Source organism: Leptospira vanthielii serovar Holland str. Waz Holland = ATCC 700522 (genome assembly GCF_000332455.1).
Taxonomy (GTDB): Bacteria; Spirochaetota; Leptospiria; order Leptospirales; family Leptospiraceae; genus Leptospira_A; species Leptospira_A vanthielii.
In genome coordinates this window covers 1-23,228 of record NZ_AOGY02000037.1, presented here as the reverse complement: position 1 = coordinate 23,228, position 23,228 = coordinate 1, and the positions used below count along the sequence as shown (strand labels likewise).

Annotated in this window: 24 protein-coding genes; 8 read left to right on the top strand and 16 right to left on the bottom strand. The window is 41.0% G+C overall.

The genetic code is table 11. The features are described from left to right. Window positions 1–56 precede the first annotated feature (56 nt). From flaA1 to LEP1GSC199_RS07540, 4 genes are all read right to left on the bottom strand, one after another. Window positions 57–1,043 carry a flagellar filament outer layer protein FlaA1 gene (flaA1, locus tag LEP1GSC199_RS07555; protein ID WP_002980146.1) on the bottom strand — a complete coding sequence of 329 codons (987 nt, stop codon included), beginning with the start codon at window positions 1,041–1,043 and terminating at the stop codon, window positions 57–59. A gap of 16 nt (window positions 1,044–1,059) precedes the next feature. Further along, window positions 1,060–1,776: a flagellar filament outer layer protein FlaA2 gene (gene flaA2, locus LEP1GSC199_RS07550; RefSeq protein ID WP_002980173.1), complete on the bottom strand. Its 717-nt coding sequence runs from the start codon at window positions 1,774–1,776 to the stop codon at window positions 1,060–1,062. 11 nt (window positions 1,777–1,787) lie between these two features. Beyond that, window positions 1,788–2,024: a DNA-binding protein gene (locus LEP1GSC199_RS07545; RefSeq protein ID WP_002975368.1), complete on the bottom strand. Its 237-nt coding sequence runs from the start codon at window positions 2,022–2,024 to the stop codon at window positions 1,788–1,790. Window positions 2,025–2,187: 163 nt separating this feature from the next. Further along, entirely contained in the window at window positions 2,188–2,661 is a 474-nt protein-coding gene (locus LEP1GSC199_RS07540; RefSeq protein ID WP_198288764.1) for a cyclic nucleotide-binding domain-containing protein, read from the bottom strand. Window positions 2,662–2,844: 183 nt separating this feature from the next. Here LEP1GSC199_RS07540 and LEP1GSC199_RS07535 point away from each other — a divergent pair, with 183 nt between their 5' ends. Beyond that, window positions 2,845–3,465, top strand: coding sequence for a response regulator (locus tag LEP1GSC199_RS07535; RefSeq protein WP_002980151.1), 621 nt, complete (start codon window positions 2,845–2,847; stop codon window positions 3,463–3,465). Here LEP1GSC199_RS07535 and LEP1GSC199_RS07530 read toward each other — a convergent pair. After that, window positions 3,462–5,873, bottom strand: coding sequence for a hybrid sensor histidine kinase/response regulator (locus tag LEP1GSC199_RS07530; protein ID WP_002980110.1), 2,412 nt, complete (start codon window positions 5,871–5,873; stop codon window positions 3,462–3,464). The two genes, LEP1GSC199_RS07535 and LEP1GSC199_RS07530, sit on opposite strands and share 4 nt — an antisense overlap. A gap of 170 nt (window positions 5,874–6,043) precedes the next feature. Here LEP1GSC199_RS07530 and LEP1GSC199_RS07525 point away from each other — a divergent pair, with 170 nt between their 5' ends. From LEP1GSC199_RS07525 to groL, 3 genes are all read left to right on the top strand, one after another. Beyond that, a complete protein-coding gene (locus LEP1GSC199_RS07525) occupies window positions 6,044–7,627 on the top strand; it encodes a helicase HerA-like domain-containing protein (RefSeq protein ID WP_002980160.1) in 1,584 nt (527 codons plus the stop codon). A 137-nt stretch (window positions 7,628–7,764) separates the two neighbouring features. Next, on the top strand, window positions 7,765–8,055 hold the full coding sequence (gene groES / locus LEP1GSC199_RS07520) for a co-chaperone GroES (RefSeq protein ID WP_002975196.1): 291 nt from the start codon (window positions 7,765–7,767) through the stop codon (window positions 8,053–8,055). 22 nt (window positions 8,056–8,077) lie between these two features. Then, on the top strand, window positions 8,078–9,724 hold the full coding sequence (groL, locus tag LEP1GSC199_RS07515) for a chaperonin GroEL (RefSeq protein WP_002980178.1): 1,647 nt from the start codon (window positions 8,078–8,080) through the stop codon (window positions 9,722–9,724). Between the two features lie 85 nt (window positions 9,725–9,809). Here groL and LEP1GSC199_RS07510 read toward each other — a convergent pair whose 3' ends face one another. The 6 genes from LEP1GSC199_RS07510 to LEP1GSC199_RS07485 are packed head-to-tail and all read right to left on the bottom strand — an operon-like array spanning window position 9,810 to window position 15,059. After that, on the bottom strand, window positions 9,810–11,735 hold the full coding sequence (locus LEP1GSC199_RS07510) for a PP2C family protein-serine/threonine phosphatase (protein WP_002980130.1): 1,926 nt from the start codon (window positions 11,733–11,735) through the stop codon (window positions 9,810–9,812). Next, the gene (locus LEP1GSC199_RS07505; RefSeq protein ID WP_039926354.1) at window positions 11,717–12,103 is read right to left on the bottom strand and encodes a peptide chain release factor family protein; all 387 of its coding nucleotides are present in this window, start codon (window positions 12,101–12,103) and stop codon (window positions 11,717–11,719) included. The genes LEP1GSC199_RS07510 and LEP1GSC199_RS07505 overlap by 19 nt, the downstream gene beginning before the upstream one ends. A 49-nt stretch (window positions 12,104–12,152) precedes the next feature. Next, window positions 12,153–12,845 carry a hypothetical protein gene (locus LEP1GSC199_RS07500; protein WP_002980167.1) on the bottom strand — a complete coding sequence of 231 codons (693 nt, stop codon included), beginning with the start codon at window positions 12,843–12,845 and terminating at the stop codon, window positions 12,153–12,155. A gap of 47 nt (window positions 12,846–12,892) precedes the next feature. Further along, window positions 12,893–13,945 carry an Mrp/NBP35 family ATP-binding protein gene (locus LEP1GSC199_RS07495; protein WP_002980117.1) on the bottom strand — a complete coding sequence of 351 codons (1,053 nt, stop codon included), beginning with the start codon at window positions 13,943–13,945 and terminating at the stop codon, window positions 12,893–12,895. An 11-nt stretch (window positions 13,946–13,956) separates the two neighbouring features. Further along, complete coding sequence (locus LEP1GSC199_RS07490) at window positions 13,957–14,820, bottom strand: metallophosphoesterase family protein (RefSeq protein WP_002980093.1); 864 nt, start codon at window positions 14,818–14,820, stop codon at window positions 13,957–13,959. Next, a complete protein-coding gene (locus LEP1GSC199_RS07485) occupies window positions 14,817–15,059 on the bottom strand; it encodes a biotin/lipoyl-containing protein (RefSeq protein ID WP_002980136.1) in 243 nt (80 codons plus the stop codon). The genes LEP1GSC199_RS07490 and LEP1GSC199_RS07485 overlap by 4 nt, the downstream gene beginning before the upstream one ends. An 87-nt stretch (window positions 15,060–15,146) precedes the next feature. Here LEP1GSC199_RS07485 and LEP1GSC199_RS07480 point away from each other — a divergent pair, with 87 nt between their 5' ends. Together LEP1GSC199_RS07480 and LEP1GSC199_RS07475 are read left to right on the top strand one after the other, a co-directional pair. Next, complete coding sequence (locus LEP1GSC199_RS07480) at window positions 15,147–15,983, top strand: hypothetical protein (RefSeq protein ID WP_002980101.1); 837 nt, start codon at window positions 15,147–15,149, stop codon at window positions 15,981–15,983. Window positions 15,984–15,997: 14 nt separating this feature from the next. Beyond that, window positions 15,998–17,869, top strand: coding sequence for a chorismate-binding protein (locus LEP1GSC199_RS07475; protein ID WP_002980180.1), 1,872 nt, complete (start codon window positions 15,998–16,000; stop codon window positions 17,867–17,869). A gap of 28 nt (window positions 17,870–17,897) precedes the next feature. Here the strand turns inward: LEP1GSC199_RS07475 and hslU are convergent, their stop codons facing one another. Genes hslU through xerD form a run of 4 tightly spaced genes read right to left on the bottom strand, consistent with a single transcriptional unit; the run spans window position 17,898 to window position 21,237 of the window. Beyond that, the gene (hslU, locus tag LEP1GSC199_RS07470; RefSeq protein WP_002980157.1) at window positions 17,898–19,316 is read right to left on the bottom strand and encodes an ATP-dependent protease ATPase subunit HslU; all 1,419 of its coding nucleotides are present in this window, start codon (window positions 19,314–19,316) and stop codon (window positions 17,898–17,900) included. A gap of 1 nt (window position 19,317) precedes the next feature. Beyond that, window positions 19,318–19,851 (bottom strand): ATP-dependent protease subunit HslV, encoded by a 534-nt coding sequence (gene hslV, locus LEP1GSC199_RS07465; RefSeq protein WP_002980123.1) that lies wholly within the window; start codon window positions 19,849–19,851, stop codon window positions 19,318–19,320. A gap of 46 nt (window positions 19,852–19,897) precedes the next feature. Next, window positions 19,898–20,329, bottom strand: a complete 432-nt coding sequence (locus tag LEP1GSC199_RS07460) for an ATP-binding protein (RefSeq protein WP_002980108.1) — start codon at window positions 20,327–20,329, stop codon at window positions 19,898–19,900. Beyond that, window positions 20,329–21,237, bottom strand: coding sequence for a site-specific tyrosine recombinase XerD (gene xerD / locus LEP1GSC199_RS07455; protein WP_002980106.1), 909 nt, complete (start codon window positions 21,235–21,237; stop codon window positions 20,329–20,331). The genes LEP1GSC199_RS07460 and xerD overlap by 1 nt, the downstream gene beginning before the upstream one ends. A gap of 97 nt (window positions 21,238–21,334) precedes the next feature. On the opposite strand from xerD, the gene LEP1GSC199_RS07450 reads away from it, so the two are divergent. Together LEP1GSC199_RS07450 and trxB are read left to right on the top strand one after the other, a co-directional pair. Next, window positions 21,335–21,856: a tetratricopeptide repeat protein gene (locus LEP1GSC199_RS07450; protein ID WP_002980115.1), complete on the top strand. Its 522-nt coding sequence runs from the start codon at window positions 21,335–21,337 to the stop codon at window positions 21,854–21,856. Window positions 21,857–21,917: 61 nt separating this feature from the next. Next, window positions 21,918–22,859 (top strand): thioredoxin-disulfide reductase, encoded by a 942-nt coding sequence (gene trxB, locus LEP1GSC199_RS07445; protein WP_002980104.1) that lies wholly within the window; start codon window positions 21,918–21,920, stop codon window positions 22,857–22,859. Here trxB and LEP1GSC199_RS07440 read toward each other — a convergent pair. After that, window positions 22,856–23,191, bottom strand: coding sequence for a hypothetical protein (locus LEP1GSC199_RS07440; protein WP_002980088.1), 336 nt, complete (start codon window positions 23,189–23,191; stop codon window positions 22,856–22,858). The two genes, trxB and LEP1GSC199_RS07440, sit on opposite strands and share 4 nt — an antisense overlap. Window positions 23,192–23,228: the final 37 nt, after the last annotated feature.

The following is a 23,228-nucleotide window of genomic DNA, read 5'->3' as shown; positions in this document are numbered from 1 at the left end:
GCTTGGCTGGGTTTTCCTGGTCCCCAAGGAGTAACCCCCAGGAGTGAGTAAGGAATCTACTTGTTTTGGGAAGAACCGTTACTTCCACCACAATCGCGAATCTTCGCACCTGTGGAGATGGCACCGGACTTCTGAAGCATTTGCTCCATTTTAACTTTGCTTTTACAATCTTCTTCATCAAAGTCAAGATTTGCCCCATCAAAGTGAACTTCGAAAGTGTCCGAAAGAACTCGAAGTTCATCAAAGAAAAGGTAAACTGGCTCAGGACCAGAGTTTGGTCTAGAACGAATTTTAAACTGTTTGAAAATCAAGTTTCTTGTTGCAGGGAAAGCATTTGCCTCTTGCGGAATTCCTGGAGGGATGATGATTTGGAGAGGTCTCCAACCCACAAAGTCCAAGGAACCGAAAGGGAAAATATGGCTATTGCCATTATAGTCTTCGATCCAACCTTCTAAATCGTATTCGTTACCACGGCCGAGAACCCAAACAGAAATGGCTTTTACATTTCCTGGAGCTTCGATTCCATAAACTTTTTCGATTTTCTTTTTGTTGTCAGCATCGATATACGGCCTTGCACGAGTTACTTCATATTCAGGAGCACGAGGAGGACGAACTGTAACAACGTTGTTACCTGGGAAAGTGAATTGGAATTTGACTGCCAATACTTTTGCATTTCCCGCATCTACGTTTTTTACATCGCCAGGTTTTCCTGGAATTAGTTTTACTTCTCTCATCACAAGAGGAGATTTTGCCGGATCGTTGAGAACAGGTGAATATTTGTTGTTCTCATCGTATTTCATATCGCCCGTGCCATCTTTGTTCACACCGTCTTTGTCAGTGAACACTTCCCAACCATAGGAAGCAGTAGACGTTGGTGTGTCCCAAGATTCGATCGTGATGGCTTTAAGTTCCAAAGCTCCTATATCGTTTCCGATAGGTGTTGCCACTCCGTTGGAAACTTTGTATTGCGCTTGTGCAAAACCAACGAGAGCGAGGGACGTTAGGGCTACTAAAGTTAGGATTTTTGTTTTTTTATTTTCCATTGTTCCTTTCTCCCGCTTACCAATTGTCCTTAATTTCAGATCCAGGGTATTTTGCTTCAGACCTGTCAGTTCTCACTTGGAGATCATCAACATAGAAGTAAAAGTCCCCTGCTACTTCATGAACATCAGATGTTATGAAGAGAGAAACAAAATGCAAATTTTTATCTAAAAGTGCAAATCTTGTACTTTGTGGAATAAATCCTGGAATTGTAGCCGTAAGTTTTCTCCATCCGAAGAAATCCAATCGACCCAAACGGATATTATGCGTTACGTCTTTATAATCTCTAAATTTTGCAAATAAAGTATGTCTGTACTTTCTACCAAGAACCCAAACAGAGATTTGTCTTACTTTCCCTTTGATGATGTACTCATGTGGTGGGTACAATTCAACACGATCCAATCCTTTAGCAGCAAAATGTGTTTTGACGCCTAAAATATGGTTTTTTTCGATTTTGTCCCCGCCATCTTCTGGAACGGTTTTTTCATCGAATACATCTTTGATGAGCCCGCGTTGAACGAGTTTCAAAGTTCTTGTTTCTCCGAGTGGAGTGGTAGCTTTTACTCTCCAATCCTCAGCCTCTTCAAAATCATCTAAAACGATTTTTCTAAGAGGGCTATCCTCATCATTTGCAGTGTTAGCTGTATTTTGTCCGCCAGTATCTGCCTGTGCGTACAACATTCCTATTGAAAGGAAGAGGCCTAACAACAGTTTGGTCATTCCTAATTTCCCCATGAAACTCACTCCTAAAAGGCTCCTAACTCCGGGTCTTTCGTATTCTCATTATCGGATATCCGGCTTTTAAATTGATTCAAGATTTCGATCATTCGATCGATTCCTTCTGCCGGTAGAAAGATCGAGGACTTTTTACTATTCGACCACTCCGATACTTTCAGGTAGAATCCCGCCTGGTTCTTCTTCAAATCCACCAAGAAAGTCTTATTTTGTGTTACGATCTTCTCGGTTAGGATTTCGGGGTCCACCATGCATTCCTTCTCCCTGCCTACGTAAATAGTATCGGAATCCGAAACCCATTCCTTAGCTGTAATAGGAAGAAACTGAGGAATGGAAAAGGTTTTTTCGAAAGCGATCGATAAAAAATCTCGTTTTGATTCAATTTTGTCTTTTATAGACAAAGACAAGGCACTAGGCGAATCGTTTTCTAAGTTCCCGTGCGTAAGCCAAGTCATGGGTGAGCTTTCGCATTCTACGGATGTAATAATGGGTCACTTCTTTGTAGAATTTGAGCTCCATTTCCTTGTTTTTGGAAAACATATCATGCAAATCGGCATAACGAAGTTCGTATAATTCAGAATTTTCTTTGGCTTCCACTTTCGCAGAACGTTTTTCATCATCAAAAAAAGGCAATTCCCCAAAATGGTCCCCTTCTCCAAGGGTGATGAGGTTCACATCGTCCCCATGGCTTGTGGAGGTGGAAATCTGCAAGGTTCCATACTTCACGATGTACATGGAGGCCGCTTCCTCTCCCATATCATACAAAACATTTCTAGGAGGTAGGTGGACTTCCCGGATCTTCTCAGCAATGTGTAACAGTTCGTCTTGGTTTAACTTTTGGAAGAGATATATTTTTTTGAGACTCTCTACTTTAGTATTCATAATACTCCTAGGATTTCTCTGAAAATGGGAGAATTTAGCGAATTTGCAAGAGAAAATTAAGTAGATAGACCCACGATTTTTTATGGACAAATAGGACGGAATAGTACTAATATTTGCAATTCCCTTCGTCTACTAGGGAGAAACGCTAGGAACAAAAGGTTCCTGATTCCAAAAAAAGGGAAATATATGACACCTAAAAAGAAGGTATTACTCGTTGAAGACCACGCTGTAACTCGAGTTGGCGTAAAACATGTTGTGAACTCCTCGCCTGATTTCGAAGTTGTGGGAGAAGCCGAGCATTCCCCTCAAATTGCCTCTCTCTTAAATGAAACAAGACCCGACTTTGTCCTCCTTGATCTACGGATTCCAGGGGAAAACGTTCTGAATATGGTGAAGGATTGGAAAAAAGAACACCCAGACTTAAAAGTAGTCACTCTTACCATGCTTGATGAACAACCTATTGTTCATTCTGCCATTGAGGCGGGTGTGGATGGGTATCTTTTAAAAAGCGATGATCTGAGTAGCCTTACCAAAAACCTCAATGAAATCGCTGCAGGAAAGACGGTTTATTCCAAAAACTTAAAACTGAGTTTCAATCGGAAACCACAAGATGGGAAAGTTGCCAACAAAAAGGAAAAACAAATTTTAACACTTCTTGGCCACGGCAAAACCTACCAAGAAATTGGAACAGAAATTGGCCTATCCAAAAGAACGGTAGAATACCATGTCGGTAGGCTCAAAGACCGATTCAATGCAAAAACCGTTGCGGAACTCATTGGACGCGCCAAAGAACAAGTGTTAATCTAGGTATCTAGATCTAACAGTCGTTTTACTAGTTCTACCAACTTTTCGTCCGGGGATGTTTTTGTAAGGAAAGCATCTCCGCCAATTTCAATCACTGTAGCTTCTAATTTATACCCCGTGTTTGGGTCGGTGTGTGAACTCGAAACTAAGATAGAACGAATTTCTTCCATTTCAGAATTGGAATACAGGTCTCGTAAAAAATCGATTCCTGTTCTTTCTGGCATGGAAAAATCCACGATGATGAGGTCTGGTTTCAAACGACCCACAGAAAGTAAGGCATGATCGGGATACTCTTCTTCCCAAAGGATACAAGGTAGGTCTTTCAAAACTTTGCGGATTTGTTTTCTATATCCAGGATTATCATCTAGAACCAGGACAATTTTTTCAAAGTTTGGAAGTAATAACTCAAGAGAAGTTCCTTTCTCTTCCTCCGACTTAACAATGAGTTCTGCACCATGACGTTCCGCCACTTCTTTACAAAAGGCAAGACCAACTCCTGCCCCCATTTCATCGGCTGTTCCTTTCCTCACAAAAAGAAAACCCTCTTCCAAAATATGTTCTGACCAGTAAGGTGGCATACCGATTCCCGTATCAATGACTTTCAAACTCCAATGTTTATTGGATTCCGTAAGGGAAATTTCAACTGTTCCGGATTCCTTAGTAAACTTCACTGCATTCGTGAGTAAGTTCCAAATTAAATGTTCGATTAAGTTGGGGTCGCCAATTCCAATCGAGGACTCTTCTATATGGGTGAGAACGGATATGTTTTTGGGTTTAGCCATATCTTGGACACGTTCTATGAGTTGGTCTGTGATTTGGCGAAAATCAAAAAGTTGGTAATCGGGAAAAACGGAAGCATTTTGGAACCGGGAATATTTGATAAGTTCCTCTACCATACTCAGGATATTTTTAAGTCCAGTGGATGCTTCACCTAATACTTGTTTTGCTCTTTCTAGAGAAAGAGAGGGTGGGGATTCAGTCAGTAAATTAAAGACAGAAGAGATCCCAAAAAGTGGAGACCTTATATCGTGAGACACAATGGATATAAACTTATCCTTGAGTTCTCCTGTTTTTTCGGCTTTTTCCTTTTCTTTTCGGAGTTCTATCGTTTTCCATTCCACTTCTTTTCTTAAATTGAGTGTTAGGTATTCGGCAGTTTCCCAGGTATGTGCATTTTGTTTAGAAATTACAATGGCAAGACACATACAAAAGATAGCAAAACCGAGTTCGGTGAGCATTGGCAAATCCCAACGTTTAAAAAACACTATGGAATCATAAATAGTCGCAGAGAGCATGATAATGGTTCCAAATAAAATGATACTTCCTATGTATCGGGTTTCTCTTTGGAAAGTGGAGCGAAAGGCCGCAATCATAGCAACTACTAGAATGATTGCCATATACGCCTGACTGAAAATCAGAAGTTTTGTGTACACAGCGTACGGTGTTGTGGCGATGATTATAAATTCCAAAAGGATAGGAATCAAAAGATAACGTTTGTACTTTTGAGGAAGGAAGTTGGCTTGGTTTTGAAAGAAAAACAAAAGACTAAAACATTGAATGCCACAAAAAGCCATGTACTCCACTCGAATCTGCAACATCTCGAGCCAATCGGATGCTTGAAACCAATCCCGAGAAACTCGATCAAAAAGTAAAATACGGATGAGCCAAGAGATACAAAGCAAAGAAAACCAAAGAGGAGATTTGTCTTTTCTGCGATGGATGTATAGAAATAAATGAGAGATCGCAAGGACAAAAAAACTAGCGAAGAAAAATGCTTTTTTACGTTCTTTAAATCGTAAATACAAAACAGTTTTACCCACTTCTCCTAAAACTGGGGAATAATAAGGGCCGCCTCGTGAATAAAGGTAATTTGAGATTTGTAGATACAAAACAGTCGAGGGTGTGGCACGAAAGGAACGGGCCGTTTCTAAATAATACCCGATGGAACCGTCTTTAGTTTTGGAAACTTTTCCGGCAGAACCGAGAAGGACAAGTCCCCTTTCCGCGTTGTGGTAATACGCTCTATAGGCCGAAGAGGTTTCCCTTAAGTAAAACATTAAGTTCAAAGGTTCGTTTACTTTTAATTTCAAACGATAAGTTACAAATCCATGTGCAGGAAGGTTTTGGTTTACCCAATATGCGGGCACGGCAAGCCGGATCGGTTCTTTTTTTTCTAAGGCTTTAAACTCCTCTTCTGTTTCAGGAAGTTCGCCAGGAAATGCCTCCCACTCACCAGCAAGCGGAAAAGGATCCAAAGTTTTTGGGTCTTCTATGCTTAGGTCAAGGACTCCGGCCTGGATGTTTTTTGCAGGCGCCAAACTAGGAATGGAGCGATTGCATTGGACAAAAACAGAAACAAATAGAGAAAAAAATACGAGTTTAGAAAGGGATAAAAATTGGATACGTGCCACATCCTAACCATAAAAAGAATTTTGAAAAACTCAAACCATATTAGTACGAGTACGAGAAATTTGTTCTTTGGTTTTTGGCCGTTTAGGCAAATCACGATCGTTTTGCTTGCGATAGAAAACATTGACTGCGATTCTCTATCGAAACAAGTAGAGGATTCAAGGAGACGGTAATGGCTAAAAAATCAGATGCATTTGATTCAAAAATAAACGAAGGATACCCATCCAAAGGATCTCTCTATTTGGGTTCTGGCATGTTTGATGGAGAAACACATAAGGAAGCTACCGTTTCCATTCCCCTCTCTACTCTGAATCGACATGGCCTGATCGCTGGTGCCACAGGAACCGGTAAAACCAAAACCCTCCAACTCCTAACAGAGTCTTTATCCGAGGCGGGTGTTCCCGTTGTCCTTATGGACATCAAGGGGGACCTTTCGGGCCTAGCCGAACCAGGCGAAGAAAATGACAAAATCAAAGAACGGACCAAGGCTCTCGGAATCGATTGGAAACCCTCCTCTTATCCTGTGGAATTTTTATCCCTATCCAAAGAACCGGGGGTCCGACTTCGGGCCACCATTGCCGAATTTGGGCCAGTGCTTATCTCACGTATTTTGGAATTGAATGATACACAAGGGAGTGTCGTCTCTTTAGTTTTTAAATACTGTGATGATTTGGGTCTTCCCATTTTAGATACAAAAGATTTTAAAAAAGCCCTCCAATACATCAATGATGCGGGCAAAGAAGAATTGGAAAAAGAATACGGAACTGTATCCTCACAAAGTATCTCCATAATCTTAAGGAAACTCATCGAACTCGAAGGCCAAGGGGGAGAAGATTTTTTTGGAGAACCTTCTTTTGATGTCAATGATCTGATTCAAACTGAATCCAAAAAAGCCAAAATTTCCATCATTCGTTTGACCGATATCCAAACCAAACCTCGCCTCTTCTCTACCTTTATGTTATCACTGCTTACTGAAATTTATGCGAGTTTTCCAGAAGAAGGTGATTTAGAAAAACCAAAACTCGTTTTATTCATTGATGAAGCCCACTTGGTTTTTGATGAAGCCTCGAGTGACCTTCTCAAACAATTGGAAACGATGGTGCGCCTCATCCGTTCGAAAGGGGTTGGCATTATCTTTTGCACCCAATCACCCACAGACTTACCAAAAGAAATTTTGGGCCAACTGGGTCTTAAAGTCCAACATGCCCTCCGCGCTTTTACAGCAAACGACCGCAAGGCGATAAAAACTGCTTCTGAAAATTACCCCGAAACTGAGTTTTATGATACCAAAGAAGTGATCACAGAACTTGGAATTGGTGAGGCTTTCATTACAGCACTCAATCCCAAGGGAACTCCTACCCCACTCGTTCGTACTTTACTTGCCCCGCCCGCTTCACGGATGGGAATTTTAAGTCCTGAAGAACTGAATTCCAAAATCGCAAAATCGGATTTGGTGAAAAAATACCAGACCACCCTCGACCGGGAAAGTGCTCACGAAATGCTCTCCAAAAAAATGGAAACCATTGCCGACGAAACAGAAGCCGCCGAAGAAGAGTCCGGCGAAAAACGAACCAAATCCAAACGAGCCAAAGAAAAGGAAGACCCTAGTTTTGTGGAAACCCTTTCCAAAAACCCACTCGCAAGAGAAGTGGGTCGCACGGTTGCGAAAGAGGTCACTCGGGGTCTCCTTGGAATGCTCGGGGTCACACCCAAACGGGGCTCAAAACGCAAAAAAACGGGGCTTTTCGGGTTCTAATTTCATTTTAGCACTCTTTGCTTGAAAGTGCTTGACGAATCCTTCCCCCAATCGTTTTATGGTAATTGAGTTTAGCACTCTTTTTGAAATGGTGCTAAACTCGGAATCATCAACAGATTGCATACAAGGAGTTACTCATGGCATCAATCAAACCTTTAGGCGACCGAGTGGTCGTAGAGCCAAAGAATGAGTCGGAAGAAAAAATCGGATCCATCATCGTACCAGACACAGCAAAAGAAAAACCACAAGAAGGGAAAATCATCGCTGTTGGACAAGGACGTTATGAAGACGGAAAACTCATTCCTTTAGAAGTAAAGGTAGGAGATACAGTTCTATACGGAAAGTATTCTGGAACTGAAATCAAACAAGGCGGACGTGATTTACTCATTATCCGTGAAAGCGACATCCTCGGTGTTGTTACAAACTAATTATAGAAGGAAATAATCAATTATGGCTAAAACAATTGAATTTGATGAAACAGCACGTAGAAAACTTCTTAGCGGAGTAAACAAACTTGCTAACGCAGTAAAAGTAACCCTTGGACCAAAAGGTCGTAACGTAGTGATCGATAAAAAATTTGGATCCCCTACGATCACAAAAGATGGTGTGACTGTTGCTAAAGAAATCGAACTAGAAGATGCAATCGAAAACATGGGCGCTCAAATGGTGAAGGAAGTTTCTACAAGAACTAACGACATCGCAGGAGACGGAACTACAACTGCAACGATCCTTGCACAAGCGATCATTAACGAAGGTTTGAAAAACGTAACTGCGGGTGCAAACCCAATGGCACTCAAACACGGAATTGACAAAGCAGTTGTTGTCGCTGTGGAAGAAATCAAAAAACACGCAATTAAAATCAATAGCAAAGCAGAATATGCAAACGTTGCTACTATCTCTGCAAACAACGATCCAGAAATCGGTAACCTAATTGCTCAAGCTTTTGACAAAGTAGGTAAAGAAGGTGTGATCACTGTTGATGAAGCAAAATCAATCGAAACAACACTTGATATCGTAGAAGGTATGCAATTTGATCGTGGATACATTTCACCTTACATGGTGACGGATCCAGAAGCAATGGTCGCAACTTTTAACGATCCATTCATCTTAATTTATGACAAAAAAATTGCGTCTATGAAAGATCTTCTTCCTGTGCTCGAAAAAATTGCACAAGCGGGACGACCACTTGTCATCATCGCAGAAGAAGTGGAAGGGGAAGCTCTTGCAACAATCGTAGTCAACACTCTTCGTAAAACCATTCAGTGTGTGGCTGTGAAAGCTCCTGGTTTTGGTGATAGAAGAAAAGCTATGCTCGAAGACATCGCTGTTCTAACAGCAGGCCAAGTAATTTCTGAAGACCTCGGAATGAAATTGGAAAATGCTGAAGTGAAGATGCTCGGTCGCGCTAAAAAAGTGGTAGTGGACAAAGAAAACACAACCATCATCGAAGGTGCTGGTGCTTCTAAAGACATCCAAGGTCGCGTAAACCAAATCAAAAAACAAATCGAAGATACTACATCTGATTACGATCGTGAAAAACTCCAAGAACGCCTTGCAAAACTTGCTGGTGGTGTTGCTGTCATTCACGTGGGTGCTGCTACTGAAGTAGAAATGAAAGAGAAAAAAGCTCGTGTGGAAGATGCACTTTCTGCAACACGCGCAGCAGTAGAAGAAGGAATCGTTCCTGGTGGTGGACTGACTCTACTTCGTGCACAAGATGCAGTGAGAGCACTGAAACTTGTAGGCGACGAACAAACTGGTGTGAACATCATTTTACGTGCATTAGAGGAACCAATCCGTATGATCACTGCGAATGCAGGTCTTGAAGGATCTGTGATTGTAGAACAAGCTCGTGCTAAAAAAGGAAATGAAGGATTCAACGCTCTGACTATGGTTTGGGAAGACTTAATCAAAGCAGGTGTTGTTGACCCGGCAAAAGTGGTTCGTTCTGCACTTCAAAACGCAGCTTCCATTGGAGCGATGATCCTCACTACCGAAGTAACCATTACTGACAAACCAGAATCGAAAGACTCAGGTGCTGGCATGGCCGGTATGGGAGGAATGGGTGGTATGGGAGGAATGGGCGGCATGATGTAAATCATCCCCCATTAGCCTTTTGCGATCCGTTGGTTTTGCCATTGGATCGCAGACAGAAAGCCCTGGGCCAAATCCAGGGCTTTTTTTATGCCTTCACATGTAAATGAATGACAGTGATATCATCGTGTGGAGAACCCGAAAGTCCAGTAAAGTAATGGAAGTTTTCTAATACCTTAGCCATCGGATCTATCGATTGTTTGGTGATAGTTTCTATAAAAGATTTGGCTAAACGTTTTTCGCCGTATTCCAATCGATCGGAATTTTCCTCTTCAGTCAGTCCATCAGTATAAAACAAAAATTGGTCCTCTGGTTGGAAAGTGTATTCCTCTTCGGCATAGGTTAGGCCGGGAAGAATACCGAGTGGTTTGCCTTTGGGTTTGATTTCGATAAGTTCCTTCGACTCTGCCTTCCAATGAAAAAAAGAAGGGTGGCCTGCACTCGATACCATAAATTTTCCTTTTTCCATATCGATGTGAAAGTAAGTGGCGGTTGTGAACCGACCAAATGATTTTTTCACCAAATCTTCGTTCATGGCAGAAAGTAAAAAGGATGGGTTTGACCAATGTTTGTAGTGTTGAAAAAAAGCGAACTTAGAAAGGGAAGCAATGATAGAGGCTCCAAGGCCATGTCCCACAACATCGGCGATAAGAATTCCAAACTTTTTTCCACCTAACGCTTGGAAGTCGTAAAAATCTCCCCCTACTTCATGGGATGGTTGGTAATAAACGCTGATGTCCATTTGTTCCCAACGAGGTGGCGAAGGAGGAAGGATGGCATTTTGAATTCTTGCGGCAGTGACAATTTCTTTTTGTAAAGTTCCATACTTCACTTCGGAAATACGAAAAAGATTTTCGCCATAAAGAGTGAGACAAATGACAAAGATAAAAAATCCCCAGTGGGAAGAACGCGGAACCGAATCCAAAATTCCCAGAGAAGAAAGAATGTCGTGTGCATTGAGGATAAAAAGTGCGGAGGCACCAATCACAAGTAAAATGGCCTTTGGTTTTTTTGCGACCATCTGGCTCCAAGCAACAATGATTTGAATGACAAGTGTTGGCAAACACAACCAAATAAATGTCAGAATGGCAACGGACATCGAAATGGTTTCTGTAAATGCCAACGTCAAAATGATCATTGAAAACAAAACATGGAACTGCCACATCATCCGAATGACATTCCAACGACCAGATCCAATCAATTGATCAAAAAAATACAAACAACTAATAGGAATTAAAAACAAAGTGAAAATAAAAATAATAAAACTAAAAAGGACGGTATCATAATAAAAAAGTCCAAAAAATCCAGACTGAGACAGGAAGTGAATTCCTGAAATGGAAGAAAACCAAGTAAAGGCAAGGAGTTGTTTTTTCTTTCGCCTTTCAAAAAGATAAAAAGAAAAAAGCCCTAAGATCAAAAAGAAAAATCCAAGGGAAGCAAAGGATTGGCTTCGGTTCGCAATTGCTTTGTAATGATCCGTGGGATCCCCATAAAGAGGTGGTTCTGAAAAACCAAGAGGAAGGATTCCCTCTGAAAAAAATACGATATAAACATAACTCCCCAAACAATCTTCAGGTAATAACAAAACAGGAACAAAACTTCGATTGTATATGACTGTTTCTCTGGGATACAAAGGATCAGAAATTGCAGAACGAAAAAACTCTGATTGTAATTTGGTTTCTCCACAGTAAGCATCAAAATAAGTGACAAGCCCTCGAAGGAGTAACGATGGTTTTGGATACCCCGAAGAATCTCGAAACCGAATTCGGGCCGACAAATATTTGGTCATTGGTTTTTCTAAACTCACATAAGGAATATAATAAGGTTGGTATTCTAATGATAAGTCTTCTATGGCTGGTTGGAAATAAGCCAACTCTTCGTCTGTGAGAAATCGGTATTCCCATCCATGGGACCATTTCACGGACTTGTACGGAAGTAAGGAATCAAAACAAGAGGCAAAACAAAACAGTGGTAAGAGGACGATAAAGATATGTTTTACATAGGTTCGTTCCATTCCGGTTTTTCTTTCTCCAATCTCTTCTTCAAGGATTTGCGATGTTTGTCCTGTTTTTTCTTTCGCAGTTTTTGTAAGTTAGAGTTGGATTTCGACGGATCCAATTCCCTTTCTAATTCCAAACACAACAAGTCCCTCGCTTTATAACGATTGAGTCCTTGTGTCCTATACACGGAACATTTGATTTGTTTCCCTGAAGGTTTATGAACCAAATGCACTGCTGTAGAAACCTTATTTACATTTTGTCCGCCTTTGCCGCCGGACTTAACGAATCGTTCGGTAAGATCTACTTCAGAAATTCCTAGTACTTCCATCCGTCTCTGTAGCGAATGATTCTTTTCAACAGAAACGGGGAAGGTTAAGGGCATTTGAGGATAGACTTTAGATAGAATTGGTCAAGAAATTTTTTTCCTAAACTTAATGAGTAGATGCTTCAATTTCTAAAATACGTTTTCTTAGATCAGAAGCTGTTTCATAGTTTTCGATTTGAATGGCGTTAAACTTTTGGATGTACAATCCGATGAGTTCATCTCCCATCTTTCCTGGAACAGAGAGGGCTTTTTTAAAATTATCAATGTCTAGAGTGGGATGATTGTTGTGGAAGTAATCCACAATTCGTTCCATTTTGAGTCTTGTGGCTTCTCGAGCAATACCGGAAGTGTTTCGAAACTCTAAGGAAAGACTAGCCAATGTTTCTAAAGGTTCGCTCACTTGTTCCAAATGTTCTGTTAGGCTTGTGGTTTGAGTTTTCTTTTCTTTGACCTTACAAAATTCCACATAACGCATTACCATGGAGTTGAACTGCTCCATTCTTTCTTGAATGTATTGGTTTGCAGATTCTTTGTTCTCTGGCATTTGAAAGTCTGGGAGTTGTACTACATCATAAAGATGGATATTGTCTGAAAGAATCTTCATGAGCTCTTCTTTGGAAGGAAGAGCCACCAGAGGAAAGGTGACTACTGGGTAGTTGTCCCCAATTTTTAAGAAACTAACCACTACGTTGGATGCTATGATTTTACCACCGGGCGCAATCGGATTTTCTCCGAATACGTGGCAGTAAGCGATTAAGTTACCGGTAGGATTGGGTTTGGAACCGCGTTCAAAATTCATAGTGTATCCTTTAGACTAAGAAAAAGCTCATAAGAAACAAGTGATTTTTAATCTTCCCACTGACTGATTTGGTCTTCTAAATTTTTTGCAATGCGAAAATAGGCTTCTTTTAGAGGCGACTCACCCAGGTCAAGTAGGGCAGGTTTTCCCGTCTCCCCGGAACTCATCATATCCAAAGTGAGTGGAACCGATCCGAGTTCTGGAACTCCTACTTGTTTAGAGAGTTTTTCCCCTCCCCCTTTCGAAAAAACATCTGTTACATGGCCACATTTGGGGCAGGCAAACCCAGACATATTTTCAACAATCCCAAGAATGGGTACTTTTACTTGTTTGAACATGGCCGCGGCCCTTCCTGCATCAAGTACCGCCACTTCTTGGGGAGTTGTCACAATCACAGCTCCATCTAAATCAATGAGTTGGGCCAGAGACAATTGGACATCTCCCGTTCCTGGAGGTAAGTCAATAAATAGATAGTCTAACTCTCCCCAAACAACATCGTATAAAAACTGTTCGATGGCTTTACCAAGCATAGGTCCTCGCCAAACAACTGGTTGGTCCTCTGATACCAAAAAGGAAAAAGAGATCAGTTTGATTCCATGTTTTTCGATGGGATAAATTTTATCTTCTTCGGATTTTAATGCGACACGGCCATTGATTCCAAACATCTTTCCGAGAGAAGGCCCGTAGATATCAGCATCGAGGATTCCCACCTTCTTTCCGTTACGTGCGAGAGTGGCGGCAAGGTTGGCAGTCACAGTAGACTTACCTACACCACCTTTTCCTGATCCAACAGCGATGACTTTTTTGACACCAAAAATTCTGTTCCCATCTTCCATCTTCAGGTTTTGGTCGATTTCAAATTTGATTTTGACCTTACCGGCACCTTCGATTTTAGAAATGAGCTGTCTTGTTTGTGCTTCGAGCCCAATTTGTAATCGTCTATCGGCATTGGGAGTTTTGATTAAAATTTCAATTCCATCCTCTGTGGGAGTGACTGCAGCGACCATTCCCAAACTCACGATGTCTTTTTTTAGCTCAGGATGTTTCACTTGCATGAGTTGTCTTTGGATGCTTGTTAAATCTACTTTTGAATTTGCCATGGTTTGTCCTTTTAGATGACACCTTCCGACTCTTCATAAAAAATCGGATTCGTCTCGATGAATTTGTCTTCTGAATAAATAAAACGACGGTATTTGGTAGAGTTTTCTATCTCAATCAAATGAAATCCACATTCATGATTTCTGTCCGATAATCTTGTGCTTGATGCAGAATTCACAATCGCAAAAGGAGCATTGGGGCCTGGAAGTTTGACCCAGTTCGTATGAGTATGTCCGTGTAAGTACAAAAGCGGTGGATTGGATTTTAATTTTTCTACCACCTCACCCCGGTTTGTCATGCGGTGTGCTTTGGATTCAATTTCACTTGTTGGATTCCATAAAGGATGATGGCAGACGAGAACAAAAGGTTCATTCACTAAACTAAGAGTTTTTTGAATGATTTCTGGAGAAACATATCCATTGGCAGTGATCCTTGGGATGGCAAAATTGGAATCCCATCCAATAAATAGTTTTCCATCAATTTTTTTAGACCGTATATAAAATTTTGGATCGAGAGAGGTTCCAATCCACTCCCCAAATGTTTTTTCAAACAAGGGGTTGGGTCCAATGGCCTTTTTTTGGTAACGATCATGGTTACCGGGAATGATGAATGTTTTTTCCGTAAGTAAGGGCTCTAATATTTCTCTAGCATTTTCAAATTCACTAGGATGTGATACATTTGTCAAATCACCAGAAATTATAAGGGCATCATATTCTAATTTACTAATAGCCTCAACCAATGCAGAAACCAATACAAGTGGGTGTTTTGATTTACGTCTCAACCTGTAGCTGAGATAACCGACAATTGCCTTTCCACGAAGAGAAAACAAAGAAAGTCTCTTCGGGAAATGTAAGTCGGAAATATGTAGGATTTTCATTCGTTAATATCCATAATTCCGAGGATATCTCCTTTTTTCACTACCGATCCTTCTTCCATTATGATTTTTTTTAAGGTCCCAGTATAGGGAGATTCCACGGGAAAGGCAGCTTTATCCGTTACGAGTTCGATCAATTCGTCCCCAACAGTAACGGAATCACCCACGTTTCGGAGCCAACGAACCAATTCTATCTTTTCTGTATCACCCAAATCAGGAGTTTTTAAAAGGAATTCTTTCATGGACACAATCCTTTGCCACGGAAATGAAAACTGGTTTACAAAACCATGTTTTCCCGTTTTTTTAACATAAAAGTTTAGCGAAGCTCAATGGGAAACGAGAAAATCAAATACAAAGGCACCGAAATCATCGAAAACTTGGACCAATTGATTCAAAAGGACTATTTCCATTTTGAACTAAAAGGGCTCACCAAGTCAACACGAGATATAGTCAATGAAGTAGTTCAAGGGATCTTAAACCGCGTTGGGGCAAACCCACTGACTTCATTTCATTTATTTAGCGGTCTTATGGAAGCCCTCTTAAATGCTGTAAAAGCAAACACACGTTTTGTGATCTTTCAAGATGAACTTTTGAATAAACTCACATCACAGGGGCAAACTCCAGAAGAAGAAGCAGAAGAATTATTAGACATTATTTTAGAAACAGAACCACTACGGGATGCAATGCAACGTTACATTGTTCCTAATAAAATTAAAAAAGTAGTCCAAAAAATTCTAACTTTATCTGACAAAAAAAGATCAAAAAAACACAACCTCTCCATTGATGAAAAAGAATTCTTAACCATCGTTCGAGAAAAAGTAAAAAAGTATGATCTTAAAATTTCAATGAAAATTGAAATCAGGCCAGCATCTGTTTATATTCGAATCAGGAATGATTCGCCTATTATGGGAATGGATTTAAGTCGGATTCGCAAAAGTAGAGAAAGGCATGCAGAACTTGCCAAACAAGGAAACTCAGCAGAGTTTTTTAGGCCAGACTTTTTGGATGAAAAAGAAAGTGCTGGGTTTGGGATTGCGATGATTGACGAAGGTTTTTATAACTTAGGCCTTGATCCATTGGATTGTTTTGATATTCAAACTAGTAAAAAAACAACAACGGTTTACCTCAACTATCCGTTAGAGGCTCTCCAAAAGATGGAGTTTTGATACAGTTAGTTCCAATGACTTGGGAATCTTTCGAAGAAGAATACCGGAAAACTGGTGGTCTTCTTTTTGAGGATTCCCTCTCCCACCCAGGTTTTACCATTTGCGATTGGTATTTTGATCCCAAAGAAGAAGTCCAAATCTTCTATACAAAGAACAAACCAATCGCAGAAACAATCAAAGACAGCTTATCGAAGTTAGATGAGTGCCGGAACGAAGGTGATTATCCTTGTGGGACATTTTTTTTTGAACTAGGGTATTTCTTCATTGAAGGAATGGATCTAAATTCCTCGGGACTCACCGAAGGAACTCCCCTCCTTCAGTATACTATTTACAAACAAAAAAAAAGAATCCAATACCCAAACCCATCTCTGGGTCAACTTAAGGCCACCAATTTAAAAAAGATGGAAGTCCATTGGGACAAAGAAACTTATACAAAAAAATGGGAAAAAACAAGAGATGCCCTTTTACTCGGCGAAAGTTATGAACTAAATCTTTGTTTTCCTGTATCCTTATCGATCGAAGGGGATTTGTTTTTATACTACCAATCCTTAAAGACAAAACAAAAAACAAAATACTCGGCATACTTTCCAATCAAGGATTCTAGCATTTTATCCTTCTCTCCCGAATTATTCTTTGAAGTGGAGGGAAACCTAATCCAAACAGAACCAATGAAAGGGACTATCCTTCGCGGAAACACATCGAAAGAGGACACAGAAAACAAATCCATTCTCCAAACGTCTGCGAAAGAAAGAGCCGAAAATGTAATGATTACCGATCTCTACAGAAATGATTTAGGAAGGATCGCCAAACAAGGAACTGTGCAAGTTACCGATCTTTTTTTAGTAAAGGGCCTTTCGACTGTTTGGCAAATGGTATCGAAAGTAGAAGCCAAACTAAAAGAACCATTTGCATGGTTACCTGTATTAAAAGCTCTCTTTCCCTCGGGCTCCGTGATTGGAGCGCCAAAACGTAGGTCCTTTGAACTTTTACGAAGTTTAGAAGATCATGATAGAGGACTTTATACCGGATCTTTATTCGTATCAGAACTGTTAGATGGTAAGCCTTGGATTCGATCCAGTGTTACCATCCGCACCATGCACTTAAAACCAGATGGAGATCATTGGTTTGGTTCTTATGGAGTGGGTAGCGGGATCACGGTTCTCTCAGACGCTCCAGCAGAATATGACGAATGCCTTTCAAAATTAAAGTTTATCAAAAATCCCCATCTTCCCCCATTTGAAATCTTAGAAACATTACGATTCTATAATGGACATTATTTCTTAAAAAACCTCCATTTGGAGCGAATGGAAAAAGCGGCAAATCGCTTCGGTTTTCCATTTTCAAAATCCAATGCAGAAGCCACTCTAAAGACCTTAGCCGATGTATCCAAAGGACTTTTACGTGTTCGATTGTTACTCAGCGAAAGAGGAGAATTTCGTGGAGAAACTTTTGCTTTAACGAAACAAAAAAAAAGACCTACCATTCGCCTTGGTTTTGCAAACCAACCGGTAGATTCAAAAGATATTTTCCTATATCACAAAACCACCGAGCGAACCTACTACAATGAACAATTGGAAGATTGTAAATCCAGAGGCATGGATGACTGTATTTTGTTTGATACAAACGAACAAGTATTAGAAACTAATATCCGAAATCTTTTCCTACGCAAAGATAATGTTTGGATGACACCCACACTTGTTACAGGAGGTCTTCCCGGAGTTTTCCGAGAGGCCCTGATACAAAAGGGTTGGGTAAAAGAAACCATCCTCTACAAAAGAGACGTAGAAACCGCAGAGGAAATTCTTGTGGGAAATTCTTTACGTGGATTCGAAAGAGTCGAACTCATTTCCAATCATTCACCAGATGAAAATCTTCATTCCTTATAGGGAAGATTCCCTTCCACCCGGCATTCGATTATAAAATAAACCGACTTAAATCCTTATCTTCAATGATTCCTTTGAGTTTTGAAGACACATAACTTCCGTTAATTACAACATGTTTCTGGTCTTCTGGAAGATCGGGTGCATCAAAACTCGTATCTTCCAATAGTTTTTCCATGATGGTGTTTAGCCTTCTTGCCCCAATATTTTCATTTTTTTCATTCATCTGAAACGCTAACTTAGCGATCTCTGCAATCCCATCGGTTGTGTATTCTATCTTTACGCCTTCAGTGGCAAGGAGAGCTTCATACTGTTTGGTGAGTGAAGACTTGGGCGTTGTGAGAATTTTGATAAAATCGGATTCAGTAAGGGTTTCTAGTTCCACACGAATGGGAAAACGTCCTTGGAGTTCTGGAATCAGGTCCGATGGTTTTGTCATGTGGAAGGCACCGGCAGCAATAAACAAAATATGATCGGTTTTGATGGGTCCAATCTTTGTATTTACCGTGGATCCTTCTACAATTGGTAAAAGGTCTCTTTGAACCCCTTCCCGAGATACATCTGCCCCTTGGCGTCCTTCTCTACCGGCAATTTTGTCAATTTCATCTAAAAAAATAATTCCCATCTCTTCCACTCGCCTCACGGCTTCCGATTGGATTTTGTCTGTATCAATGAGTTTTTCTGCTTCCGATTCCGTGAGAAGTTTTTGTGCGTCAGATACTTTTACCTTTCGTTTGCCGGATTTTTTCGGCATCAAATCTCCAAGTAAACTCTGGAGTTGGTTGTCCATATCTTCCATATTACCAGCACCAAACACTTGCAACATGGGCATTCCGGCCGGCGCCGAAGGTTTTGGAATATCAATTTCAATTTCTTGTTCGCTTAAAGTTCCTTTACGTAGTTTTTCTCGAAACTTTTCCCTGGATTCTTTGTAACTAACCTGTCTTTCTTTTTCTTCTGGATTTAAATCTTCTTCTTTTTTATGGAAGATCGGGGGTAAAATTGCATCGAGGACAATCTCTTCTGCTTTTTCAAAGGCTTTGTCTTTGACTCGGTCCCGAAACTCGGCTTTGACTAAATTAAGAGCACCCATGGCCAAATCACGAATCATGGATTCCACATCACGGCCCACATAACCGACTTCTGTATACTTCGTGGCTTCCACTTTTAAAAAAGGTGCTCCACATAACTTTGACAAACGACGTGCAATTTCTGTCTTTCCCACACCTGTGGGGCCAATCATAATGATATTTTTTGGATAAATTTCTTCCCTGAGGGATTCATGCAACTTACGCCGTCTGGAACGATTCCGTAAAGCAACAGCCACAGCACGTTTTGCTTTCGTTTGTCCAATGATATGTTCATCCAAACGTTCCACAATTTGGCGGGGAGTTAATTCTTCTGCCGGGTTTTCAGATCCGACAACTTCAGCGAGAATGGTTGGGTATGTCATATTATAATTCCTCAATCACCAAATTATGGTTCGTATAGATACAAATATCTGCGGTGATTTGCATGGCTTTTGTAATGATCTCCCTTGGATCCATATCTGTATTTTGGACTAGGGCACGAGCCGCAGAAAGGGCAAAATTTCCTCCAGAACCAATGGCAAGCACTCCGTCATCAGGTGAGATCACATCTCCCGTTCCCGATATTAAAAAGGATTCATTGGCATCACAAACAATCAGGAGGGCTTCGAGTCTACGTAACATTCGGTCCATCCTCCATTCACGAGCAAGTTCGACCGCTGCCCGAGACACAGACCCACCATGTTCGATTAATTTTTTTTCAAAAAGTTCAAAGAGTGTAAAAGCATCGGCAGCACTACCAGCAAATCCAGCAATCACCTTACCGTTGTAAAGTCGTCGGACTTTTTTTGCGGTATGTTTCATCACGGTGCTTCCCATGGATACTTGACCGTCTCCCCCTACGGCAATTTTACCTTTTTTACGAACAGAAAGGATGGTCGTTGCGTGAATTGTTTCCATACGGATAAAATTCCAAATCGAGGAGAGTTGTCGAGAAAAATGGAGGTTACTTTCTTTTGATTAGAACCATCTGGTTCCCTAGTTCAAAAGACTGGTCTAAAAAATAATAGTCGGTTAGTTCTTTGATCATAAAAAGTCCAATCCCGTGTTCCCGGTAATCGCTGAGATCAAAACTACGAAGGTCTTTTGGTTCCACTTTTTTTCCATAATCCCTAAGTTTGATTTCCACACGGTCTTTATCAAATTGTAGTTCGACGAAGATGGGTTTGTCCGTTTGCCCAGAATAGGCGTGGCGAATGATATTGACGATGGCTTCCCCGATCACAAGTTTTAGGTCCATGGAATCGAATAGGGAAAATCCATGTTCTAAACAAAGATTAAAAAAGTAATTACGTGTGTGGGAAACAAAGCGGGGATTGGATGGAATTTGGATACGGACTACTTTTGAGTAGTCCGTTTGTTTCTTTTGGTTCGACATTATCCTCTCGGATGGAATTTCTTATGAACTTCCTTCAGAGTTTTATTTGCCATGTGAGTATAAATTTGAGTCGTTGAAATATCGATATGACCCAAAAGTTCCTGAACCGATTTAAGATCCGCATGGTTCTCAAGAAGGTGAGTGGCAAATGAGTGGCGAAGAGTGTGTGGTGTTACTTTTTTCTTTATTTTTGTGCGTTTGATGTAATGGTTGAGTAGACGCCATACCGACTTACGGTTGATATACGATCCTTTTTTAGAAACAAAAACAAATTCACAAGTTCTTTTTTTCAGAATTTCCGTGCGGCTTTCCACGAGATATTTTTTCAAAATCTCGAGAGACTTTTCACCAAAAGGAACAAGGCGTTGCCTTCCACCTTTTCCTTCCACAGTGATCGTCATGTTTTCCATGTCGATGTCTGTCATCTTTAAGTTACATGCTTCAGAGATACGAAGGCCAGAAGAGTAAAGAAGTTCAAAGATACATTTGTCACGAAGTTCGTACAAATTGTCCTCTTTGATATTACGGAAGAGTTCTTCGATTTCTACTTGGGTCAGGTAATCCGGGATGGTTCTTGCCACTTCTGGAGTTTCGATTTTTTCGGTTGGATTGGAATCCAAACGTTTTTCATCCCGAAGGTATTTGTAAAATTGGCGGATGGCTACCACTTCTCTCGCAAGTGTTTTCGAAGAGATTTTACGTTCCTTTTCGCCTTCCAGAAAACGCATAATATCGTTTGCTTTTACTTCTAAGAAGTTGATATGTTCCTTTTCCAAAAAGATCGCAAACTTGTTGAGATCATATCCGTAGGAATATATTGAATTATCGCTCAGTCCTTTTTCAACGGACAGGTATTCTTGGAATGTTTGTAAAAGCTGATTTTGAGAAACTGGCAATTTGGAACCCATCTTTACTCTCTTATGTTACTTAAAGGGTCGGACAAAAAGCTTAAAGAGACTTATTATTTTTTTTGCCACAAATGGCTATGTCAGGAAAAAAGGAGATGTGGTTCATAGAAACTCCCTCTTTTTTTTACTCATCCTTTCTTTACTGTTAGTCGTTAATTGCGGCCGAAAGGAAAGGTCCCTATTTGAAGAAGGAAAAAAATGGGAAATGGTGGGAGAAAAAACAAAAGCTCTCTACTATTACGAACTTTCCCTTCGGGAGAACCCCGACTACGATCCCGTTCTCAAACGGATGGGACTCCTCCTTGCTGAGAGTAACCAGTCCATCGCCACTGCTATCTTTTATTTGGAAAAATACCACAAACAGAAAAAAGACGACACAGAAGTACAACGCGAACTCTTTCGGCTCTATCTTACCACAGGATATGAAAAAGAAGCATTGGAAATTTTGGAGGAAATCCGGTTCCAAGGGAAAAAAGAAACTTTAGAATTTTTTGAAACCACCTACCTTTGCCTAACCAGAGGGTTCAAACAGAAGGACTACTTACTGACTTTAGAAAAAAGCCCTCTTTCCGGGGACCCCTACTATGCACCATGGGTCCGGGCTTGTGAAACAAAATAGACAAAGAAACCCTGAAATCCTGTCTAAACAATAAAGAACAAGATACAGAATAGGAGAAATTATGAACCATAAAGTTGTCATCATCGGATCGGGTCCCGCAGGACATACAGCAGCCATTTACGCAGCCAGAGCCAATTTAAACCCGGTGATGTATGAAGGATTTATGGCAGGGGGTGTGGCCGCAGGTGGACAACTAACCACCACAACCGAAGTGGAAAACTTTCCGGGATTTCCTGAGGGAATCGACGGAACCAAACTCACCCAACTTTTCCGGGAACAATCCGTAAAATACGGAACCACCATCCACACCCAAACCATCACCAAGGTGGATTTTTCCAAACGCCCTTTTACCATTTGGTCTGACGACGACGAAATCAAAGCCGATTCCATCATCATTGCGACAGGAGCCACAGCCAAACGGATGTTTGTCCCAGGCGAAGAAACTTACTGGCAACGCGGGATCTCCGCTTGTGCGGTTTGTGACGGTGCCCTCCCTATCTACCGAAACAAAGCCCTTGCGGTTGTGGGTGGTGGTGACTCCGCTGTGGAAGAAGCAAACCACCTCACGAAGTTTGCGTCCAAAGTGTACTTAGTGGTCAGACGGGACCAACTCCGTGCATCTCAAATTATGCAAAAACGAGCCATGGAACATCCAAAAATTGAAATCCTTTGGAACCAGACTGTAGTGGAAGCCAAAGGTGGGGCCACGGGCCTTAGTTCCATTGTCCTCGAAAGCACAATCGACAAAGCAAAAAAGGACCTAGAAGTGGGTGGACTTTTTTATGCGATTGGGCATGTTCCCAATACCCAAGTGTTCCAAGGCCAGTTGGATTTAGATGAAACAGGTTATATCCTGACTAAACCCGGAACCACACAAACCAATGTGGAAGGAGTTTTTGCAGCAGGAGATGTGCAGGACAAAGTGTACCGCCAAGCGATCACCGCAGCAGGTAGCGGTTGTATGGCGGCACTCGAAGCAGAACGATGGCTCGAAGGTCACTAAGGAGTGACCGACTTTCCTTCAGCATCCTTGTAGGATTTTGATTCCAAATTGAAAAATATCACCGAATCTCCCTTCGGTGATATGTATTGTTTTTTTCCATCTTCCCACTCGATCAGTGTAAAATTAGATCCTCTATAAAGGATTTGGTTTCCAGGAAATACATTCGCTTCCCAAGAGTCCCCATACCAACGATAATTCCCTTTTTTCCAAAGATAAAAATAACTTTCTCCCGGTGCAAGGAAGTCCCCTTCCAATTTTTCAGAAAAAGAATCCACGGAAGCAAGAAAAACTTTTTGTAAACTAGGGAGTTGTGTGTAGGACTTGACCTCCAAAGCTGATTCGGGAAGAGAAAACCCTTATACGTGGCGT

Bases quoted from the DNA above. Each gene is read 5' to 3' on its own strand.
- flaA1 (WP_002980146.1), bottom strand. From the start codon at position 1,043: ATGGAAAATAAAAAAACAAAAATCCTAACTTTAGTAGCCCTAACGTCC.
- flaA2 (WP_002980173.1), bottom strand. From the start codon at position 1,776: ATGGGGAAATTAGGAATGACCAAACTGTTGTTAGGCCTCTTCCTTTCA.
- LEP1GSC199_RS07535 (WP_002980151.1), top strand. From the start codon at position 2,845: ATGACACCTAAAAAGAAGGTATTACTCGTTGAAGACCACGCTGTAACT.
- LEP1GSC199_RS07525 (WP_002980160.1), top strand. From the start codon at position 6,044: ATGGCTAAAAAATCAGATGCATTTGATTCAAAAATAAACGAAGGATAC.
- groES (WP_002975196.1), top strand. From the start codon at position 7,765: ATGGCATCAATCAAACCTTTAGGCGACCGAGTGGTCGTAGAGCCAAAG.
- groL (WP_002980178.1), top strand. From the start codon at position 8,078: ATGGCTAAAACAATTGAATTTGATGAAACAGCACGTAGAAAACTTCTT.
- LEP1GSC199_RS07510 (WP_002980130.1), bottom strand. From the start codon at position 11,735: ATGGAACGAACCTATGTAAAACATATCTTTATCGTCCTCTTACCACTG.
- LEP1GSC199_RS07505 (WP_039926354.1), bottom strand. From the start codon at position 12,103: ATGCCCTTAACCTTCCCCGTTTCTGTTGAAAAGAATCATTCGCTACAG.
- LEP1GSC199_RS07500 (WP_002980167.1), bottom strand. From the start codon at position 12,845: ATGAATTTTGAACGCGGTTCCAAACCCAATCCTACCGGTAACTTAATC.
- LEP1GSC199_RS07495 (WP_002980117.1), bottom strand. From the start codon at position 13,945: ATGGCAAATTCAAAAGTAGATTTAACAAGCATCCAAAGACAACTCATG.
- LEP1GSC199_RS07490 (WP_002980093.1), bottom strand. From the start codon at position 14,820: ATGAAAATCCTACATATTTCCGACTTACATTTCCCGAAGAGACTTTCT.
- LEP1GSC199_RS07485 (WP_002980136.1), bottom strand. From the start codon at position 15,059: ATGAAAGAATTCCTTTTAAAAACTCCTGATTTGGGTGATACAGAAAAG.
- LEP1GSC199_RS07480 (WP_002980101.1), top strand. From the start codon at position 15,147: ATGGGAAACGAGAAAATCAAATACAAAGGCACCGAAATCATCGAAAAC.
- LEP1GSC199_RS07475 (WP_002980180.1), top strand. From the start codon at position 15,998: ATGACTTGGGAATCTTTCGAAGAAGAATACCGGAAAACTGGTGGTCTT.
- hslU (WP_002980157.1), bottom strand. From the start codon at position 19,316: ATGACATACCCAACCATTCTCGCTGAAGTTGTCGGATCTGAAAACCCG.
- hslV (WP_002980123.1), bottom strand. From the start codon at position 19,851: ATGGAAACAATTCACGCAACGACCATCCTTTCTGTTCGTAAAAAAGGT.
- LEP1GSC199_RS07460 (WP_002980108.1), bottom strand. From the start codon at position 20,329: ATGTCGAACCAAAAGAAACAAACGGACTACTCAAAAGTAGTCCGTATC.
- xerD (WP_002980106.1), bottom strand. From the start codon at position 21,237: ATGGGTTCCAAATTGCCAGTTTCTCAAAATCAGCTTTTACAAACATTC.
- trxB (WP_002980104.1), top strand. From the start codon at position 21,918: ATGAACCATAAAGTTGTCATCATCGGATCGGGTCCCGCAGGACATACA.